General features: G+C 62.5%; 16 protein-coding genes. 14 read left to right on the forward strand and 2 right to left on the reverse strand.

Going from position 1 to position 16,519, the window contains the following annotated elements; all coding sequences use genetic code 11:
• Positions 1-54 precede the first annotated feature (54 nt).
• The 8 genes from CHB65_RS03145 to CHB65_RS03180 all read left to right on the forward strand — a co-directional run bounded on the left by CHB65_RS03145 (position 55) and on the right by CHB65_RS03180 (position 8,061).
• Complete coding sequence (locus CHB65_RS03145; RefSeq protein WP_089383607.1) at positions 55-966, forward strand: 1,4-dihydroxy-2-naphthoyl-CoA synthase; 912 nt, start codon at positions 55-57, stop codon at positions 964-966.
• 94 nt (positions 967-1,060) lie between these two features.
• Complete coding sequence (locus CHB65_RS03150) at positions 1,061-1,978, forward strand: 16S ribosomal RNA methyltransferase A (protein WP_089383608.1); 918 nt, start codon at positions 1,061-1,063, stop codon at positions 1,976-1,978.
• Between the two features lie 8 nt (positions 1,979-1,986).
• A complete protein-coding gene (locus tag CHB65_RS03155) occupies positions 1,987-3,189 on the forward strand; it encodes a mechanosensitive ion channel family protein (protein WP_089383609.1) in 1,203 nt (400 codons plus the stop codon).
• Entirely contained in the window at positions 3,186-3,794 is a 609-nt protein-coding gene (locus CHB65_RS03160; RefSeq protein WP_089383610.1) for a HemK2/MTQ2 family protein methyltransferase, read from the forward strand. Before CHB65_RS03155 ends, CHB65_RS03160 begins: the two co-directional genes overlap by 4 nt.
• Before the next feature lie 206 nt (positions 3,795-4,000).
• Positions 4,001-5,062 carry a M20 family metallopeptidase gene (locus CHB65_RS03165; protein ID WP_179213564.1) on the forward strand — a complete coding sequence of 354 codons (1,062 nt, stop codon included), beginning with the start codon at positions 4,001-4,003 and terminating at the stop codon, positions 5,060-5,062.
• Between the two features lie 218 nt (positions 5,063-5,280).
• Complete coding sequence (locus tag CHB65_RS03170; protein WP_089383612.1) at positions 5,281-6,171, forward strand: DUF3100 domain-containing protein; 891 nt, start codon at positions 5,281-5,283, stop codon at positions 6,169-6,171.
• A 1-nt stretch (position 6,172) separates the two neighbouring features.
• A complete protein-coding gene (locus tag CHB65_RS03175; protein ID WP_089383613.1) occupies positions 6,173-6,631 on the forward strand; it encodes a hypothetical protein in 459 nt (152 codons plus the stop codon).
• Between the two features lie 182 nt (positions 6,632-6,813).
• Positions 6,814-8,061 carry a serine hydroxymethyltransferase gene (locus tag CHB65_RS03180; protein WP_089383614.1) on the forward strand — a complete coding sequence of 416 codons (1,248 nt, stop codon included), beginning with the start codon at positions 6,814-6,816 and terminating at the stop codon, positions 8,059-8,061.
• 37 nt (positions 8,062-8,098) lie between these two features.
• Here the strand turns inward: CHB65_RS03180 and CHB65_RS03185 are convergent, their stop codons facing one another.
• Positions 8,099-9,061, reverse strand: a complete 963-nt coding sequence (locus CHB65_RS03185; protein ID WP_089383615.1) for an ABC transporter substrate-binding protein — start codon at positions 9,059-9,061, stop codon at positions 8,099-8,101.
• Positions 9,062-9,213: 152 nt separating this feature from the next.
• On the opposite strand from CHB65_RS03185, the gene CHB65_RS03190 reads away from it, so the two are divergent.
• Together CHB65_RS03190 and CHB65_RS03195 are read left to right on the forward strand one after the other, a co-directional pair.
• Positions 9,214-10,215: a 5-methyltetrahydropteroyltriglutamate--homocysteine methyltransferase gene (locus tag CHB65_RS03190; RefSeq protein WP_089383616.1), complete on the forward strand. Its 1,002-nt coding sequence runs from the start codon at positions 9,214-9,216 to the stop codon at positions 10,213-10,215.
• Positions 10,215-11,288: a methionine synthase gene (locus CHB65_RS03195; protein ID WP_089383617.1), complete on the forward strand. Its 1,074-nt coding sequence runs from the start codon at positions 10,215-10,217 to the stop codon at positions 11,286-11,288. The genes CHB65_RS03190 and CHB65_RS03195 overlap by 1 nt, the downstream gene beginning before the upstream one ends.
• Positions 11,289-11,325: 37 nt before the next feature.
• Here CHB65_RS03195 and CHB65_RS03200 read toward each other — a convergent pair whose 3' ends face one another.
• Positions 11,326-12,294 (reverse strand): radical SAM protein, encoded by a 969-nt coding sequence (locus CHB65_RS03200; RefSeq protein ID WP_089383618.1) that lies wholly within the window; start codon positions 12,292-12,294, stop codon positions 11,326-11,328.
• Between the two features lie 242 nt (positions 12,295-12,536).
• Here CHB65_RS03200 and CHB65_RS03205 point away from each other — a divergent pair, with 242 nt between their 5' ends.
• The 4 genes from CHB65_RS03205 (at position 12,537) to CHB65_RS03220 (ending at position 16,511) form a co-directional block, all read left to right on the forward strand.
• Positions 12,537-12,782: an Hsp20/alpha crystallin family protein gene (locus tag CHB65_RS03205; RefSeq protein ID WP_089383619.1), complete on the forward strand. Its 246-nt coding sequence runs from the start codon at positions 12,537-12,539 to the stop codon at positions 12,780-12,782.
• Positions 12,779-15,052, forward strand: a complete 2,274-nt coding sequence (locus CHB65_RS03210) for a CDC48 family AAA ATPase (RefSeq protein WP_089383620.1) — start codon at positions 12,779-12,781, stop codon at positions 15,050-15,052. Before CHB65_RS03205 ends, CHB65_RS03210 begins: the two co-directional genes overlap by 4 nt.
• Positions 15,053-15,157: 105 nt before the next feature.
• A complete protein-coding gene (locus CHB65_RS03215) occupies positions 15,158-16,198 on the forward strand; it encodes a zinc-binding dehydrogenase (RefSeq protein ID WP_089383621.1) in 1,041 nt (346 codons plus the stop codon).
• Positions 16,188-16,511: a hypothetical protein gene (locus tag CHB65_RS03220; RefSeq protein ID WP_089383622.1), complete on the forward strand. Its 324-nt coding sequence runs from the start codon at positions 16,188-16,190 to the stop codon at positions 16,509-16,511. The genes CHB65_RS03215 and CHB65_RS03220 overlap by 11 nt, the downstream gene beginning before the upstream one ends.
• The last annotated feature ends 8 nt before the right edge of the window (positions 16,512-16,519 follow it).

The raw sequence follows: 16,519 nt of genomic DNA on the forward strand, positions 1-16,519 counted from the left end.
TGACCTCGCCCTGCACGTCGGACGATTCATACCCTGCCGGGTCAAGAACCGAGCATGGTCTCGGAGATCTTCGACCCCGACGCGTGGGAGCCCGTCACCGAGGAGTTCGACGACATCACCTATCACCGTGCGGTCGACGTGCCCGCGGTTCGGATCGCCTTCGATCGCCCCGCCGTGCGCAACGCCTTTCGACCGGGAACGGTCGACGAGCTCTACGCCGCCCTCGATCATGCCCGCAAGCGGGCCGATGTCGGCTGTGTCCTCCTCACGGGTAACGGCCCGTCCACGAAGGACGGCGGCTGGGCGTTCTGTGCGGGTGGCGACCAGTCGGTTCGCGGCGATTCGGGCTACGAGTACCGCGACGGCGACGAGGCGGATGCAGCGGACGACGACCTCGTCCGAGAGGCGCGAGCGGGTCGGCTGCACATCCTCGAGGTCCAACGGCTGATCCGGTTCATGCCGAAGCCCGTCGTCGCCGTCGTTCCGGGCTGGGCCGTCGGCGGCGGTCACTCGTTACACGTCGTCTGTGATCTGACGCTCGCAAGCACGGAGCACGCGAAGTTCCTCCAGACGGACCCGGACGTGGCCTCCTTCGACGGCGGGTTCGGGTCCGCATACCTCGCCCGACAGGTCGGCCAAAAGAAGGCCCGCGAGGTGTTCTTCAGAGGCAAGACCTACTCGGCCGCCGAGGCCGAGGAGATGGGGATGGTCAACGAGTCGATCCCTCACGAGGACCTGGAGACGGTCGCGCTGGAGTGGGCCGACGAGATGACCCGTAAGTCGCCGACCGCGATGCGGATGTTGAAGTTCGCGTTCAACCTCGCCGACGACGGCATGGTCGGCCAACAGGTGTTCGCCGGCGAGGCGACCCGGCTCGCGTACATGACCGAGGAGGCCTCCGAAGGGCGTGATGCCTTCCTCGAAAAGCGCGAGCCGGCCTTTAGGGAGTATCCGTGGCATTACTGAACGACCGTCCACGATGAGACCACGTCGCCGTCGCGGGAGGATCATCGCCTCCAGAAACGAGGGGTTTACCCGGAATCACCCTGTACGACCGGTAATGACTCATCGCTCGGGAGGCGACGCGCGCGTGAACGACCATCGGTACGGTCACCGGGACCCCGACGCCCTGGCGCGCCGCGCGGGGACACGAGCGAACCCCACTCACGATCAACACTTTCTCGTGGACGATCGGGTGCTCGATCGGATCCCGACGTATCTCCCCGAGGGGACGGACTACGGACATCTCCTCGAGGTCGGCGGCGGCGCGGGTGCGCTCACGGACCGGCTGCTCGCGACGATCGTGAACGTGCCGGGAAGTGAGACGGGACACAAAAACCGCCTCTCGGTCATCGAACGCGACCCCGCGTTCGCGGCCTTTCTTCGGGAGGAGTTCGCCGAGGCGATCGCCGACGACTTCCTCCAGGTGATCGAGGGGGACGCGCTGTCGGTCGAGTTCCCGCCGTTCACCGCCTGCGTCGCCAACCTGCCGTACGGCGTCTCCTCGGAGATTGCCTTCCGGCTGCTGCCGGCCAGTAAGCCGCTCGTGTTGATGTTCCAGCGGGAGTTCGCCGAACGGATGGTTGCCGACCCGGGAACGAGCGAGTACGGTCGGCTCTCGGTTTCGGCGGGGCATTACGCCGACGTCGAACTCGTCGAGCACGTCCCGAAGGAGGCGTTCGACCCCCAGCCGGCCGTCGAGAGCGCCATCGTCCGCTGTACGCCCCGAACGCCCGAGTACGAGGTCGGCGACGAGGCGTTCTTCCTCCGATTCGTGAAGGCGCTTTTTACCCAGCGACGAAAGACGGTCAGAAACGCGATCCGAAACACCGGCCACATCTCCGGGCTCGCCGACGCCGATGCGGTCGTCGACGCCGCCGAGGAACGGCTGCTCCGACAGCGACCCGGCGACCTCGATCCGGCGGCGTTCGCTTCGCTCGCGGAACTGGCTCGAACACACGGGTCGCCGGAGGGATGACCCCGCATATGCCGCCTTCGATCGGCCCTGAACTGCTCGCGGTCACGGATACCATCGCGTCCATCGAGCAGTTGGCGGGTGGAAACGTCGAGCGGATCGCCCTCTCGCTCGCCGTCTTGGGGATCGTGATCGGGGTTCGACTCGTGAGCGGACGGTTGAAAAAACACAGCGAGGAGCTCTCCTCGAAACGACGGCTGCTGCTCTCGACGACCGTCGCCGGAACGACGGCGCTCGCGGTCCTCGCGGTGCTTGCCATCTGGGGAATGAGCGGGGCGCTGGTGAGCGCGCTGGAAAACGCTGCCATCGCCGATCAGCTCTCGAACGTCGTGCTCGCGATCGTATTGCTCGCGAGCGCGTACGCGCTGACGGACTTCCTCGGCGGGGTCATCCGTGAGCTTTCGATGGAGAGCACGGCGATCTCGGAACATCAAGAGGAGATCCTGCTGCGGACCCTGCAGGTGAGCGTCTATACGCTCGTCGTGCTCGTCATTATCGGACTGTTCACCGACAACGTCGGCAGCCTCCTCGTCGGGGCCGGGTTCCTCGGGATCGTGATCGGGATGGCGGCGAGACAGACGCTCGGGGCGGTGCTCGCCGGCTTCGTGTTGATGTTCTCGCGGCCCTTCGAGGTCGGTGATTGGGTCTCGATCGGCGACCACGAGGGAACGGTGACGGAGATATCGGTGATCAACACGCGGCTTCGCTCGTTCGACGGCGAAGTCGTCACGATCCCCAACGACGAGGTGCGTGCGCGGCCGGTCATCGACCGCTCGAAGCGGAACCGCCTCCGAATCGAGATCGAAGTCGGCGTGGATTACGACGCCGATATCAACCGCGCCGGCGCGACGATCCGCGAGGCGGTTCGCGACATCGAGGGCGTCGCCTTGATGCCGGAACCCGACGTGGTTACGAAACGCTTCGCGGACTCCGCGATCGTCTTGGGGGTCCGCTACTGGATCACGGAGCCGAGCATGCGCAAGCGGTGGCGGACACAGACGGCCGCGATGGGTGCCATCAAAGCCGGCCTCGAGGATGAAGGCATCACCATCCCCTTCCCACAACAGACGTTGTCGGCGCGCGAGGAGGAGTTCGGTGTGCAACTCGACTCCTCGATCGGCCGTGATCCGACGCGGATGCGCCGTGCAGAGGATGTGCCACGCGGAGACGGTGGGGATCGGTCATCGACTGCCGGGAACGGTGACGATCGATGAGCGATCTCGCGGAACGACGCGGGCTCGACGTCGATGTCTATCAACCCGCGGAGGACTCCGGATTGCTCGCGGAGGGCGCCGTCGAGGTCGCTCGCGAGCGTGCTGCTGGGGCCGGAGCCACCCCCGACCGAGTGCTGGAGGTCGGCACCGGCTCCGGCTGGGTCGCCGCACGGATCCGCGAGCGGTGCGGCGTCCGGACCGTCGGCAGCGACGTCAATCCCCACGCGGCACGGGAGGCCCGCGGCCGGGGCGTCGAGGCCGTGCTCGGGAACCTACTCGATCCCTTCCGCGACGACGCGTTCGACGTCGTCTGTTTCAACCCCCCGTATCTGCCGACTGACCCGGAAAACGAGTGGGACGACTGGATGGAGCGGGCGTTGTCGGGCGGGGAGTCCGGACGGGACCTCATCGAACCGTTTCTCGCCGACGTCGGGCGGGTGCTCACGCCCGGCGGCAGCGTCGTCCTGCTCGTCTCCTCGCTCACCGGCTACGAGGAGGTGCTGGCGCTCGCGGAAGCCGCCGGCTTCACCCACGAGGTCGTCCGTGAGGAATCGTTTCCCTTCGAGACGTTGAGCGTCGTTCGGTTCGATCGGGACGATGGATAAGGGGTGATTGAGCGCTGGTGTGCAGATACGGAGTACAGAATAAACAGCGGACGTTTTCAATAAAACGTCGCCCGAGAACGAGTACTTCACCGACCGCTTGGACGACATCGTCTCCGCGGTAAGATTACTCATTTACGTGGATGGCCGCAATCGGCTTTCTCATGAATCCCCGGTAACAGTAAATGGCGGACGGATGTAGTGGACCTATGGAGCCAGTGTCATATCTCGAACAACTCATGAAGATCGAGAGTCATGAAACCGTCTCTGAAATCCAGAACTATCTCCTCGAAACGATTGCGAACGCGGAGTTGGACGAGACGGGCTGTATTCATGCAACAAAAGAAGGGGCCGCGAGTGGCCCAGAACTCGTTTTCAACACCCACATGGATGTCGTCTCTCCACATATTGCATTCAGTCGAGATGACGAAACGATCTATGGCAGAGGTGCGTGTGATGCCAAGGGCTCGCTCGCGGCGATGGTGGCTGCCTTCGACCGGATTGATCCCGAGAGAGGAACGATCACGTTGCTGGTCTCACCGGACGAAGAGACGACCCAGCGTGGTCTGTATGAATACCTTTCAGATGGGATCTCGGCTGACTTTGCCATCGTGGGAGAACCCACTGGGTTAGATGTCTGCTACGGAGCCCGCGGACACTACGATTTGCTGATCGAATTATCCGGTGAATCCGCACACGGTGGCACACCGGAAAGTGGAATAAACGCGACTATGTGTGCCGCTAGGGCTATCCATATTATACGCAACTTACGGCCACGAGAGGACGACGAACTGGGACGAAACGATTTCACTCCAACGATTATCGAAGGGGGGAATCGTCCGAATCAGGTCCCGGAATACGCAAAATTCGTTGTAGATTATCGGACAATACCCGGTGAATCCCGTGAGGATGCGACAGAGCGGATCAGAGCCTGTCTCCAGGATCTCGACTGCGATCACGCGATCACCCAATATGATGCGGGATCCTCGTTGGACTCATTTAAAACAGATCCGGCGAACGCGTTCGTCGAACGGTTTACGCAGGTGGCGAGTTCAGTAACTAACCGATCAGTGGAGACTCGTCCGTTTGAAGCGGCCACCGAAGCGGCTTTTTTCTCCCCTTCGATGCCGGTTATCGTCTTTGGCCCGGGCCTGATACATGATGGAACGGAACCGATCGCTCACTCCGATGGCGAGTACGTACCCATCGCCGACGTTGAGTCGGCAGCAGCGGTACTGAGTGCGTTTCTCGAACAGCTCCTTTCGAACTGAACCGGGTGTTCGTTGACGACCCATGACGGATGGCCGATGCTGGACAAGGATATGGGATCGATATTCACTATCTCACAGATTAACTGTTGTAGTGTTGCGGGGGATCGAAACAGAAGTCTATTCGTTGCTATTTTCGGACACGTTCACTTGGTACTACGATCCGTATTTCAGAGAAATCTATTTGTACTATTGCTGTTTCGACTGGGCCGTGGTACTAAATGACTGATGCACAAAACGATACTACAGAAACCGATCCAGAAGCCGAAGGGGCGGATGAATGGGATCCGATACGCACGACGGGCCGATGGGAATTCCACTTAAAAGCACACGCGGTGGTACTCGCTATCGTCGTCGTCTCCGAATATATTGGGACGTTCGAATACCCGATCGGCGAGGCCGCGATCATCATTCTCCCGATGTTGTATGCGGTCGTCTTTGGAATGCTTATCAGCTTCAGATTCTTGGGGGCTTATCTCACGCAACTGCAGAAGGTTGCACCTCCCGAGGTAAGTCGGATCAGCACGCCAATGATCTTGATCTCGCTGATGCCATTGGGGGTGATTTATGGCACACTCGTCGGGCCTGCCTTCTGGGAGATAATTCAGGCCGGTCCGGCGTTCGTGTTACAGGAAGTGGGGAACCTCGCAACCATCGTGATCTCCTTACCGGTTGCACTCCTGCTGGGAATGAAGCGTGAGGCGATCGGCGCCACGATCAGCGTTGTTCGGGAACCGGTCTACGGGATCGTTACGGAGTACTACGGTCCCAAATCCCCGGAGGGGATCGGTGTCCTCGGAAACTACTTGATCGGCACGTTCATCGGGACCATCTTTTTCGGCATTCTCGGTGGGGTCGCCCCGCTGTTCGGACTGCATCCGTTATCACTCAGTATGGGATGCGGAATGGGAAGTGCAAGCATGATGACGGCCTGTGCGGGCTCGCTCGCTGCCGTGTCGCCACCCGGACTTGAGGACCAAATCTTGTCGTTCGCCGCGACCAGTAACACGCTCACGAACTTCACCGGACTGTGGATCGTCCTGTTCGTCGGACTGCCATTCGTCAACTTCCTCTACCGGAAACTGAACCCCGTTCTTGGGAGGGGTGAGTAACATGGACCGTATTGAGTATATCATCGAGTCGCTGAAGATGCTCATCATCGTCGGCGTCATCACGATTATCGGCAATGCTGTCGGCTACGACGCCGGTATCGTTGAGTCCATTCCAGGAATCCTGATGATCATTGCCATCGGCCTCGTCTCGCTCATTCTGGCACGTGAAATCCCCGTTAATTTCCCCGGAATCGCCTGGGCGATCCTCGTCGCAACGATCCTTTCGCTTCCGTTCTCCCCGGTTCAAGAGCCGTTTCTCTCAGCCGTCGGTGAGATCAATTTCCTCGCCACGGCGACGCCAATCTTGGCATATGCTGGCCTTTCTGTGGCGATGCAGTACGACAGGCTCAAAGAGATCAGCTGGAAGATCGTGATCGTCACGGTCATCGCGATGCTCGGCACGTTCATCGGCTCCGCATTGATAGCTGAATTCGTCCTTCGGGCTCAAGGGATCATCTAACTTTTCGCGTTCTCTAATTTTCGTGCTCTTTTGTCGTTTTGTGGCTGATCGGCGGTGATCATATTGGGCTCGAACCGATGGCTGACGACAGTCATTGCTTTCACCGTGACTCAACTCTGTTGAAGCGTCCACTGTAGAGTCGAAATACCTATCCTTCGTTGTGGAGTTGGATTTGTTAATTAATGCCATACGATCTTCTGACGTCGACGGACAACGCCATTGGGGACGCCATCGAACGGGAACACCAGTTACAGCGACGGAATTTGATGATGATCGCATCCGAAAACGAGGCGAGTGATGCGGTAAAACGGGCGCAGGGAACGATGCTTACGAACAGAAACGCGCTCGGATATCCCGATTCGAGGCTGTATCCCGGATCACAACACATCGATGAGATTGAATCGCTGGCAATTGCGTACGCAGAGGAGTTGTGGAGCGCCGAACACGTCAATGTTCAACCGCACAGTGGCTCGTTGGCCAATCTCGCGGTGTACTTGGCGGTGCTTAATCCCGGTGACAAGATTCTGGCATTGGATCCGCAGGACGGGGGTCATATCACTCACGGTAGCGACCATCACGTCAGTGGTGAACTGTACGACACTGAATTCTATCACCTGGATCCGGAAAGCGGTGCGATCGATTATCGCTCGCTCGAGGAGCGTGCTGATCGAATCGATCCGGATCTCATCATCTCTGGATACTCGACGTATCCCCGTGAGATCGATTGGCAACGAATCCAAGCGATCGCTAACCGGACGAACGCGTATCACTTAGCAGACATCGCTCACCTCAGCGGACTGATCGCGGCTGGACGGTTCCCCTCGCCGGTGGGAATCGCCGATTTCTGTACAAGCTCTACGTACAAGACAATTCGAGCGGGTCGCGGGGGCATGATCCTCTGTGATCATGCGTACGCGGAAGCCGTTGATAACGCGCTCTTTCCGATGCTTCAGGGTGGTGCAACGATGTCGAATATCGCCGGCAAAGCCATCGGGTTCGCTGAAGCTCGTACGGATGCATTCAAAACGTACATCGATCAGGTGATCGCTAACGCACGAACCCTTTCAGAGGCCCTTGTTGAACGTGGACTGGAGATATTCACCGGTGGAACGGATACCCACATCGTTCTCATCGACCTTCGTCATGCTGACGAGGGGCGATCCGGGAGGGACGTCGAACACGCGCTAGAAAAGGCCGGTATTATCGCGAATCGGGTGTCGCTTCCACACACTCAGCACGCGACCAATACCGACGGCATTAGACTAGGTACCACCAGCATCACCGCTAATGGACTGGAAACACGGCATATGGAGCACGTTGCAGATTTCATTGCCCGTGCGATCGAAAACGTCACCAATGATAGCGCATTGGAAACCATCTCACAAGAGATCACGGAATTCACCGAGACCGCATATCACCCATCCCCCTGAAACGGATGTATCAGATCGGTTCATCGGATGAGCGCTCCTACCCCTCGACGCCCGGAACCGTCACGCGACGAACCCGCTTTTCAACCGACGAGTCCGCGATCCCCTCGCTCACGTGCTTCTCCACCGCCACCGAGGCGTCCGGCGAGCGGATCACCTCCGCAAGCGTCTCGAGCGCGTCGACCACGCGATGGCTGTGTCGATTGAAGTGGGCCGCGCCGTCCATCGCGTAGACACGTCCCGCTTGGACGGCTGCGACCGTCTCGAACGCTTCGCGCACGAGCAGTTCCTCTGTGGCCGCGGTCGACTCCGCGAGGTCGTAGCCACAGGGAGCGACGACGAGCACCTCGGGATCGAAGCTCCGGAGCTCCGCCGAGCTCACTTTACCGGCGCGGCTGCCGGGTTCTGCGAGGCCGCACTCGCCGCCCGCCGCCTCGATCAGTTCGGGAACCCAGAGTCCGCCGTGGCGGATCGGGTCGGTCCAGTCGAGAACGGCCACGCGCGGTCGCCGCGAGTTCGATGGGGGAGCACCGTCCGCCGTTTTGACTCGCTCGATCCGCGATTCGAGATCCGCACGGAGGGCGGTGGCCGCCCCGGAACGACCGATCGCCTCCCCGACCCGATCGATGTTTTCAAGCACGTCTTCGAGGGTCTCGGCGTGGACATCGAGGACCGTCGCGTCGAGATCGAGTCGCTCGACGGCCTCGTGGGCCAATCCGGCGTCGAGCGCACAGACCGCACAGACCCCCTGTGTGAGCACGACATCGGGATCCGCGTCGGCGAGGACGTCGCCGTCGAGGTAGTAGACGTCATCGAAGGCGACGATCCGGTCCGCGTTCGCGGGATCCGCATCGAGATCACGGACGAGGCCGGTGAGCGTCGGTCGGTCGCGCACCGCCGGGGGATGGTCACACTGGTGTGAGACCGCCGCGGGGACGACCCCCAGCTCGGCGGCCACCTCCGAGGCCGAGGGAAACAACGAGACGACCGAGTGCGTTGACATGGCTGGCCGTTTCGCCAGACGCAGCATAAGCGTACCCGCCGCAGGTATCGCAGGTGGGCGCATTCCCCCGTCCCGTTCATCCGGAATTGGATTACCAGTAGTCATCAAATAGGTTCGCAAATATTATACAGCGGCATAGCGAAGCGCCGGTGATGACTGAACGAGTCGCGACCACGCCGGGGTTGTTTCCCCTCCCGGACTGGGCGAAGGACACGCTTTCGGACCTCAAAGGTCACCAGAAAGGTGATCTGTTGAGCGGTGACGAGGGCGCGGAGATCACGGAGACGTACGACGAGGTTCGCGGCGAACTGGTCGAGGATCAGCTCGACGCGGGTCTCGACCGCGTCGGTGAGGGCCAAGGCCGGTGGGACGACATGATCGCTCACCCGTTGACGATCCACGAGCACGTCGAAACGGGCGGGATCGTCCGTTATTATGACAACAACAACTTCTACCGAGACCCCCGCGTCGTCGGCGAGTTGACCCCCTCCGGTGACGTCGCTGCCGACCTGGAGGCCGCCGCCGACGTCCTCGCGGGCGACGCCCCGCTGCAGGCGGTGTTGCCCGGGCCGTACTCGCTCGCGGACCTCGCGAGCGACGACTACTACGGCGACGAAAGCGAGTTCCTCGCCGCAGTCGCGGAGTTCCTCGCGGGCGAAGTCGAGGCGTTCCCCGCACACGAGACGCTCTTCCTGCTGGAACCCTCGCTGATCGAGAACCCGCCGGCAACGGATACCGAGGAGCGGGCGACCGATGCGATCCGGACGGTCGCGGAGGCGACGGACGCCGAGGTCGTCGTTCACACGTACTGGGGCGCGCTCGACGAGAAACTCTACGCGCACCTCGTCGACGAGGCGGGAGCCGACGCGCTGGGGCTCGACCTCGTCGCCGGCGACCGTGACGCGACGGTTTATAACGTGCAGGAGTACGGCTCGACCGACTCGCTGGCGCTCGGGCTCGTCGACGGGCAGAACACGCTCGTCGAGGAGCCGGCGACGATCGCCGAGCGCGTCGAGTGGTTCGAATCGCAGGTCCCCGTCGAGTCCTTCGAAACGACGTATCTGACGGCGAACACCGAACTGTTCCATCTGCCCTCGAACAAGGCGACCGAGAAACTCGCCGCGCTCGCCGCGGCGACGGAGGTGATCGACTAATGGCCCGAAATCCCGAGAAGAACCGCGAGCAGTTCCGCCCGCACGATCACCCGAACGACTCGTTCCTGTTAACGACCGTCGTCGGCTCCTATCCGAAGCCGAAGTGGCTGAATCGAGCGGACGAACTCGTCGACGACCCCGACTCGAAGTTCGATGAGGCCCACCTCGCGGAGGCCCACGACGATGCCTGTCGGATCATCACCGACGAACACGAACGTGCGGGACTCGACACGGTCGTCGACGGCGAGATGCGCCGCAACGAGATGGTCGAGTTCTTCGCCGAGCGCATCCCCGGCTACGAGTTCAACGGCCCGGTGAAGGTGTGGGGACACAACTACTTCGACAAACCGAGCGTCGTCGAGGAGGTCACCTACGACGAGCCGTGGCTGGTCGACGAGTTCGAGTTCACCTCGAACGTCGCCTCCCGTCCGGTGAAGGTACCGATCACGGGACCGTACACCCTCGGCTTCTGGGCGTTCAACGAGGCGTACCCCTCGACGGAGGAGCTGGTCTATGACCTCGCGGATCTGGTGAACGAGGAGGTCGAAAAGCTCGTCGAGGCGGGCGCACGCTACATCCAAATCGACGAGCCCGCGCTGGCGACGACGCCGGAGGACCACGCCATCGTCGGCGAGGCGCTCGAACGGATCGTCTCGGGGATCCCCGAGGAGATCCGGATCGGCCTGCACGTCTGTTACGGCGACTACTCGCGGATCTACCCCGAGATCAACGACTATCCGATCGACGAGTTCGACGTCGAACTCTGCAACGGCGACTACGAGCAGGTGCCGGTCTTCGAGGACCCCGAGTTCGAGCCGGACCTCGCGCTCGGCGTCACCGACGCCCACACCGCCGAGGTCGAGAGCGTCGAGGAGATCAAGGAGAACATCCTCCAGGGCCTCCGCATCGTCCCGCCGGAGAAACTCACCGTCTCGCCCGACTGCGGGCTGAAGCTCCTCCCGCGGGAGGTCGCCTACGGGAAGACGAAGAACATGGTCACCGCCGCCCGCGAGGTCGAAGCCGCGATCGACGCCGGCGAGATCGACCTCGACGACCCGCTCGCCGGATACTGAGCGGTATATAAGGGGTTGGTCGATACTGATCGGCTTGTCAGATCAGATCGAAGACGGCCGATCGGTCTTTCAGCATCGAACGGTCCAGATACAAACGCGTTAATCCCACCTCCCGGGCGTGTTCGACCACTTCCCCGTACTCCTCCTCGGTGATGGGGCGGCCGATCTCCTCGTAGAAATCCTCGCTTTCGGCCTTGTAGTAGGGCTGATACTGGGCCATGATGTCGACGAAGGTATCCTCGGAGATCTCCTCGGCGATGAACTCCATCACCCGCTTTCCGCTCCCGACGTGGTTGGGCATCACGAGGTGTCGAACGAGCAATCCGTCGGTTGCGATCCCCCTATCGTTCATCCGCAGGTCACCCACCTGCCGGTGCATCTCCCGGAGCGATTCACGGATGTTCGACCAGTAATTCGGTGCCTTCGAGTACAACGCCGAAGCCCGATCGTCGGCCCACTTCACGTCGGGCATGTAGATGTCGATGATCCCGTCGAGTGTTTCGAGGATCTCGGTGCGTTCGTATCCGCCGCAGTTCCAGACGATGGGGAGATCGAGTCCACGGTCCTTCGCGATCTTGATCGCTTCGACGAGGTGGGGAGAATGGTGGGTCGGAGAGACGAAGTTGATGTTGTGACAGCCCTTCGATTCGAGTTCCAGCGCCATCCCGGCGATTTCCTCCGGGGTCGCCGGATCCCCTTCCGCCTCGTGGCTGGTCTCGAAGTTCTGGCAGAAGACGCATTTCATGTTGCAGTTCGCCAGAAATATCGTCCCGCTACCGTTGTGGCCTTTCAAACACTCCTCTTCGCCGAAATGCGGGAAATAACTCGACACGTACGCGGTATCGTCGACCTGGCAGGTGCCTTCCTCGCCTCGTGTTCGATCGACACGGCAATCGTACGCACACAGGTCACAGTCGGCGTATCGCTCCCAAAGATCGGCAATGCGCTTTTGGAATTCGCTCTCGGGAAGCGTCCGGTAGTTGGGCGGAGGTGATTCGACGCTCATGTGCGTGCGGTTCGTTCTCGGGTATGATACGTGTGTTGGCGAGTATCACCGCCGTTCTTTTAAACGGGAGTCGGTCCTCCGGAAGAACTCACCACGAACTGATCGAGGCCCCTTCGTACCGATCTGTATGGGCCCGCCGATCGAACCGCAAAACTATAGAAATTCAGCACATACCTGCAGTCATGCGATTTGTCTACGAAAGATTTAAATATTTTCTTGCCTAACTTGGAGTTAGCACAATCATGAGACTCACCCAATCCGTCGGCGGGGATGCGTTGCTTCGTCGGTACGAATACGAGGACCGGTGGGTCGTCGCCGCCGATATCGGCGTCGACGACGAGGCCATCAGCGTCGACACCGTCGGCGAGACGGCCATCGTCGTGATCGAAAGTCACGGCGAACCGGTCGAATCCGAGTTCGAGCTTCCCGGGAGCGCCGATACCGTTTCGGTGTCGAACGGTGTATTGACCATCGAGGGCGCGCTATGAAACTCACCGTCAAACCGTTAAAACAGAAGGACGCCGGCCGTCGGCTGGCCGCGATCGACCGCGTCGCCGCAGAGGAGCTCGATCTCGCCGGCGGCGACTTCATTCGTGTTGAGGGGCCCGAGGGCGCGGCGATCGCCCGCGTCTGGCCCGGCTACCCCGAAGATGACGGCACCGGCGTCATCCGTATCGACGGAAAGCTCCGTCAGGAGGCAAGCGTCGGGATCGATGACCGCGTGAGCGTCGAGGCGGTCGATGTCGAGCCCGCCGATCGGATCACCATCGCGCTCCCCCAGCGACTGGGGATCCGCGGCAATATCGACGCGCTGATCCGTCGGGAACTCGGCGGCCAGCCCGTCACCGAGGGCCAGAACGTCCGGCTTCCGCTCGGATTCGGCTTCATGGGCGGGCAGACGCAGGCGGTCCCGCTGAAGATCGCGTCCACGTCGCCGTCAGGGACGGTCGTCGTCACCGACTCGACGGAGATCACCATCTCCGAGAAGCCCGCCGAGGAGATCATGGACGCGGGCGCACGGGGCGGCGCGCCCGGCGACGGCTCGCTCGACATCACCTACGAGGACATCGGTGGGCTCGACGACGAACTCGAACAGGTCCGGGAGATGATCGAGCTGCCGATGCGGCACCCGGAGCTGTTCCAGCGGCTCGGCATCGACCCGCCGAAGGGCGTGCTCCTGTACGGCCCGCCGGGTACGGGCAAGACGCTGATCGCGAAGGCCGTCGCCAACGAGATCGACGCCAGCTTCCACACGGTCTCCGGCCCGGAGATCATGTCGAAGTACTACGGCGAGAGCGAGGAGCAGCTCCGTGACGTCTTCGAGGAGGCGACCGCGGAGTCGCCCGCGATCGTCTTCATGGACGAACTCGACTCAATCGCCGCCAAACGCGAGGAGGCCGGTGGCGACGTGGAACGCCGCGTCGTTGCCCAGCTCCTCTCGCTCATGGACGGCTTGGAGGAGCGCGGTGAGGTCGTCGTCATCGGCGCGACCAACCGCGTCGATGCTATCGATCCCGCGCTCCGCCGTGGTGGACGGTTCGACCGGGAGATCGAAGTGGGCGTCCCGGACCGCGATGGCCGCAAGGAGATCCTGCAGGTCCACACCCGCAACATGCCGTTGGCCGACGGGATCGACCTGGACGAGTACGCCGAGAACACCCACGGCTTCGTCGGCGCGGACTTGGAGTCGCTCGCGAAGGAGTCGGCGATGCACGCGCTGCGTCGCATCCGCCCGCAGCTCGACCTCGAAAGCGACGAGATCGATGCGGACGTCCTCAACGCCATCCAGGTGACCGAGGGCGACTTCAAGCAGGCCTTAAAAGGGATCGAGCCCTCGGCGTTGCGTGAGGTCTTCGTCGAGGTGCCCGACGTTACGTGGCACGACGTCGGTGGACTGGGCGATACTAAGGAGCGGCTCCGGGAGACGATCCAGTGGCCGCTCGAGTACCCCGAGGTGTTCGACCAGCTCGACATGGAGGCCGCAAAGGGCGTCCTCATGTACGGCCCGCCCGGGACGGGCAAGACCCTGCTCGCGAAGGCGGTCGCCAACGAGAGCGAGTCGAACTTCATCTCGATCAAGGGCCCGGAGCTGCTCAACAAGTTCGTGGGTGAGTCCGAAAAGGGCGTCCGCGAGGTGTTTAGCAAGGCCCGCGAGAACGCGCCCACGATCGTGTTCTTCGATGAGATCGACTCGATCGCGACCGAGCGCGGATCGAACACGAGTGACTCCGGCGTGAGCGAGCGGGTCGTCTCCCAGCTGTTGACCGAGCTCGACGGGCTCGAATCGTTGGAGGACGTCGTCGTCATCGCGACGACGAACCGCCCGGACCTCATCGACTCGGCGCTCCTGCGTCCCGGTCGGCTGGACAGACACGTCCACGTGCCCGTCCCCGACGAGGAGGCGCGCCGGAAGATCCTCGAGGTCCACACACGCGAGAAGCCGCTCGCGGAGGACGTCGACCTCGACCGGATCGCCCGCGAGACCGAGGGCTACGTCGGTGCCGACCTCGAGGCGGTCGCCCGCGAGGCCTCGATGAGCGCCTCCCGGGAGTTCATCGCCAGCGTCTCGCCCGAAGAGGTGGCCGAGTCCGTCGGCAACGTCCGCGTGACGATGGCGCACTTCGAATCGGCCTTGGAGGAGGTCAACCCGAGCGTCACCCCGGAGACGCGCGAACGCTACGAGGAGATCGAAAAGCAGTTCGAGCGCTCCGACGTCGATCGGCCGGCCGAGGCCGAATACGGCGGCGCGTTCCAATAGCCGGGTCGTCGTCCTTTTTATACTCGTCCGATCGCTGGATCGATGTGACCTCCGTGTGTCTCCGATTCACACACGCTTTTATCGGCCGTCCGCGTGGGTCGTTTCATGCAAGCCGTTCGATTCTCCGAGCATGGCGACCGTGACGTGATCGAGTACGGCGAGATGCCGGACCCGGAGCCCGCCGCCGACGAGGTGCTCGTCGACGTCAAAGCCGGTGCGCTCAACCATCTCGACGTCTGGACGCGACGTGGGCTGCCGGAGATCGACCTCGAAATGCCGCACATCCCCGGCAGCGACGCGGCCGGCGTCGTCGAGCGCGTCGGCGACGACGTGTCCCGCTTCGAACCGGGCGACCGGGTCGCCGTCAGCGCCGGCGTCTCGTGTGGCTCGTGTGAGTTCTGTCGCGACGGCGAGGAGTCGCTCTGTGTCTCCTTTCAGATCATTGGCGAGCATCTGCCGGGCGTTCACGCGGAGTACGCCGCGGTCCCCGCGGACAACCTCGTCCCCGTCCCCGAGGGGGTCGCGTGGGAGGTGGCCGGGTCGGCCTCGCTCGTCTTTCAGACGGCGTGGCGGATGCTCCACACCCGGGCGGACATCGAGGCCGGCGAGTCCGTCCTCGTGCTCGGGGCCTCCGGCGGCGTCGGCCATGCGGCCGTCCAGATCGCCGATCACGCGGGCTGTGAGGTGATCGCGACCGCCTCAAGCGAGGAGAAGCTCGCTCACGCCGAGGCGTGCGGCGCGGACCACGTCATCGATTACGAATCGACGGATCTCGCCGAGGAGGTCGCGGCGATGACCGGCAAGCGCGGCGTCGACGTCGTCGTCGACCACGTCGGCGCGGCGACCTACCCGGACTCGCTGCGGTCGCTCGCGAAGGGCGGTCGGCTCGTCACCTGTGGGGCGACCACGGGACCGAACCCCGATGCGGGGCTGAATCGGATCTTCTGGAACCAACTCAGCGTCATCGGGTCGACGATGGCGACGCCGGGGGAGGTCGACGACGTGCTCGAACTCGTCTGGGACGGCACCTTCGAGCCGCGGATCCGTGAGACGCTCCCGATGAGCGAGGCGGCCCGCGCCCACGAGCTGATCGAAAACCGTGAGGGCTTTGGCAAGGTAGTCGTAATCCCCGATAGTGAGCGCTGAGAGCGACCCGGACAGCGGTCCGGGCACCGACGGCGGCTACGTCCACACGCCCGACGGCGAGCGGGTCGACACCGGTCCCGACGAGCCCGCAGCGGATGGCTTCGGTCGACAGGGATGGGCGCTGACGGCGGCGCTCATCGTCTGTGTGCTCGTGATCCCCGGGATCATCTACGCCTATCCGTACGCGGCCGGATCGTTCGGCCTCAGTTTCTTTGGGACCTATCTCGTTTTACCGCTGATCCCGGCCGTGCTGCTCGGCCTCATCGCCGTCTGGTCGATGACCGCGGCGACCGCCGCCGACGGCGATCGGTGATCCCAGTG

It is taken from the genome of Halorubrum vacuolatum (assembly GCF_900188065.1).
Taxonomy (GTDB): Archaea; Halobacteriota; Halobacteria; order Halobacteriales; family Haloferacaceae; genus Halorubrum; species Halorubrum vacuolatum.

What these genes read in the sequence shown, in the direction of transcription:
- CHB65_RS03145 (WP_089383607.1), top strand. Translation starts at nt 55, where the DNA reads ATGGTCTCGGAGATCTTCGACCCCGACGCGTGGGAGCCCGTCACCGAG.
- CHB65_RS03150 (WP_089383608.1), top strand. Translation starts at nt 1,061, where the DNA reads ATGACTCATCGCTCGGGAGGCGACGCGCGCGTGAACGACCATCGGTAC.
- CHB65_RS03155 (WP_089383609.1), top strand. Translation starts at nt 1,987, where the DNA reads ATGCCGCCTTCGATCGGCCCTGAACTGCTCGCGGTCACGGATACCATC.
- CHB65_RS03160 (WP_089383610.1), top strand. Translation starts at nt 3,186, where the DNA reads ATGAGCGATCTCGCGGAACGACGCGGGCTCGACGTCGATGTCTATCAA.
- CHB65_RS03165 (WP_179213564.1), top strand. Translation starts at nt 4,001, where the DNA reads ATGGAGCCAGTGTCATATCTCGAACAACTCATGAAGATCGAGAGTCAT.
- CHB65_RS03170 (WP_089383612.1), top strand. Translation starts at nt 5,281, where the DNA reads ATGACTGATGCACAAAACGATACTACAGAAACCGATCCAGAAGCCGAA.
- CHB65_RS03175 (WP_089383613.1), top strand. Translation starts at nt 6,173, where the DNA reads ATGGACCGTATTGAGTATATCATCGAGTCGCTGAAGATGCTCATCATC.
- CHB65_RS03180 (WP_089383614.1), top strand. Translation starts at nt 6,814, where the DNA reads ATGCCATACGATCTTCTGACGTCGACGGACAACGCCATTGGGGACGCC.
- CHB65_RS03185 (WP_089383615.1), bottom strand. Translation starts at nt 9,061, where the DNA reads ATGTCAACGCACTCGGTCGTCTCGTTGTTTCCCTCGGCCTCGGAGGTG.
- CHB65_RS03190 (WP_089383616.1), top strand. Translation starts at nt 9,214, where the DNA reads ATGACTGAACGAGTCGCGACCACGCCGGGGTTGTTTCCCCTCCCGGAC.
- CHB65_RS03195 (WP_089383617.1), top strand. Translation starts at nt 10,215, where the DNA reads ATGGCCCGAAATCCCGAGAAGAACCGCGAGCAGTTCCGCCCGCACGAT.
- CHB65_RS03200 (WP_089383618.1), bottom strand. Translation starts at nt 12,294, where the DNA reads ATGAGCGTCGAATCACCTCCGCCCAACTACCGGACGCTTCCCGAGAGC.
- CHB65_RS03205 (WP_089383619.1), top strand. Translation starts at nt 12,537, where the DNA reads ATGAGACTCACCCAATCCGTCGGCGGGGATGCGTTGCTTCGTCGGTAC.
- CHB65_RS03210 (WP_089383620.1), top strand. Translation starts at nt 12,779, where the DNA reads ATGAAACTCACCGTCAAACCGTTAAAACAGAAGGACGCCGGCCGTCGG.
- CHB65_RS03215 (WP_089383621.1), top strand. Translation starts at nt 15,158, where the DNA reads ATGCAAGCCGTTCGATTCTCCGAGCATGGCGACCGTGACGTGATCGAG.